Annotated in this window: 2 protein-coding genes; both read right to left on the bottom strand. The window is 38.4% G+C overall.

Annotation, left to right across the window (positions count from 1 at the left end; genetic code table 11):
• Window positions 1-27 precede the first annotated feature (27 nt).
• Window positions 28-1,674, bottom strand: coding sequence for an ATP-dependent nuclease (locus ACP45E_RS21385; protein ID WP_017038121.1), 1,647 nt, complete (start codon window positions 1,672-1,674; stop codon window positions 28-30).
• Between the two features lie 144 nt (window positions 1,675-1,818).
• A complete protein-coding gene (locus ACP45E_RS21390) occupies window positions 1,819-2,184 on the bottom strand; it encodes a hypothetical protein (RefSeq protein ID WP_017038122.1) in 366 nt (121 codons plus the stop codon).
• Between the last annotated feature and the right edge of the window lie 33 nt (window positions 2,185-2,217).

The following is a 2,217-nucleotide window of genomic DNA, read 5'->3' on the forward strand; positions in this document are numbered from 1 at the left end:
GAATCACTCTTAAATGCTTTGTTAAGCCTATATTTTCGCTTCTAGTTCAGCGACTTGAGTATACAGACCAGTATGACAACCAGATTCGATATCCATTAAGGAAGAGCGCAGCCTGTCATATCTTGGGTTACTTTCAAAATCTGAGGCTGTAATGTGCTTGAACAAATTATATGGCTTATCTTTTTGTGGTGACTCATCTAAATAGTCCCCCTCAAAGTCTGGTACATGAACTAGCGTTTGAACCCTACCATTAGTAGCGTCAGCAGCAAGTCTAATTTTTTCATTAATAGTCCACATAGCATTTTTTTTACCATTGCTGTTAAGCTTGGTATCCAAATCGTGTATAGCCACGGCGTTTGCGCCGAATTGGTCGAATATTTTGATAAACGTAGGGATGTTTGCTTTACCTCGACAGTTTATTACACAGTGTGTCATAGCCAGATTATGTCGTTTTATCTGGTCTTGATACGCTAAATATTCTGTGTCTCCCTCCACTAGTAAAGCAGTATCATAGAAGAAGAACTCGTTGACTGTTGGGCAACAACGATTCAAAAACTTTAAGTTGTCTTTTTCATCTGGTGAAAATGCTGATTTATCCGTCTGGTAGTACAAAACATCATTAACTAGATTTGAAACCTTGATGAGAGTCGTATGATCTTTCGTTAAATCAATAAAAACTGGAGAGTGCGTTGTACATATCACCTGCCATCCATCTAACTCTGCTAACGCATAAATTGCCTCACATGCCGATCGAATAACTGCAGGATGCATGTTTATTTCTGGTTCATCAATCAACAACACTTTAGGTTTGTCGGCAGCGATAGCTGTACGACCTTTTTTCAGTAGTCCTTGAGAGCTGAGTGTTTTTATTGCAGCCCACAAAAATGAACGCTGGACACCAGAACCTTGATTTGCAAGCGGCGCTGAGCTTCCATTATTTTCGAAGATGAACCGACTACCCTCTTTGATTGCTTTTTCTGGGTCGAATTTACCAACCCCCGCTTCAAAGGTAACATTCATGCCTTTAAACATCTTATCAACTTCAGTTTGGATGCTAGTGCTAATTGACGAAATTTCACTAGACAGCTCTGTTTCGACTTCTTTGGCAAGTGCATCAATTTCAGCCATGATCTTGGCTACTTTAGATTTATCTTGCTTTATCTTGGCTGCGGCATTTTTGGAGATTAATTCTTTTACCACCTGCTCGAGAGCTTCGGTATTATCAGTGGGGTTGATTCGTATAGGCATTGGGAGACGGCTACTAAGGATTGTATTCCAACCACCACCGCCACCAGGTTTAAACGCATTAGTTTTATTACTAAAGCTGAACTTCTTTGCTTTTTCATCAGCTTTAGACCAAACAAATTTGAACTTTGCACAATCACCAAATTCTGGGTCTGCAGTAATTAGCCATTCTTGACCAATACTATCCAGATCATCAGAAGATATATCAGTAAAGACACCTGTGATAGAAATCGGCAACGAGTCGCTTTGATTATGGAAGTAATCAAGTGAAAGTGGAGCCCCTACAGAGAAGTAGGCTTCATAAGCATCTAACACTGTTGATTTTCGGCAGTTATTTGGACCGATTAAGATAACCACATTATCTATTAGTACTTTAACTTCCGACTTGATACCTTTGAAGTTTTCGATTAACAATGCTGATAATTTCATTTTTATCCTTATTATTCCTAGCCAGCTTGATGCTGCTTATATAGGCTTAACGCCCACATTAAGCGGACTAAAGTAGGGCGATATTTTTGCGCCCTTTGTTTTTGCAAAAATGACGAACTGTTTTAGTTCCGTTTAAATTGCTTGTTATACGTAAATAAGTGAGAACAAGTAATCGATACCGCCATAAAGAACCACTGCTAACATTAACGACAATAAACACTTAGTAATCAGAAGAATGCCACTTTTAAAACCATAACATTTAAAAGCATAATAAGTCACTCCAACGGGACCAATCACGGCACAAAATAATGGCTTATAGCCAACATTCTGAATGTTATTTTCTTGTGCATGATTCCTACACCATGAAAACAATAAAACTGCGAGAACTAATGTATGTGGGAGGAAAGAAACAGCCTCAATATTTTGAGAGTGAAGAAAATATGAATCTGCAATACCTGAAATAATAAAAGAGATAACCAATGCTAATGCAATTTTATGTGATGATTTCATAATGCCCTTACGTATAACGCTCGCTTAAGCTGC

Source organism: Vibrio genomosp. F10 str. 9ZD137 (assembly GCF_049974785.1).
In the GTDB taxonomy this organism is placed as follows: domain Bacteria; phylum Pseudomonadota; class Gammaproteobacteria; order Enterobacterales; family Vibrionaceae; genus Vibrio.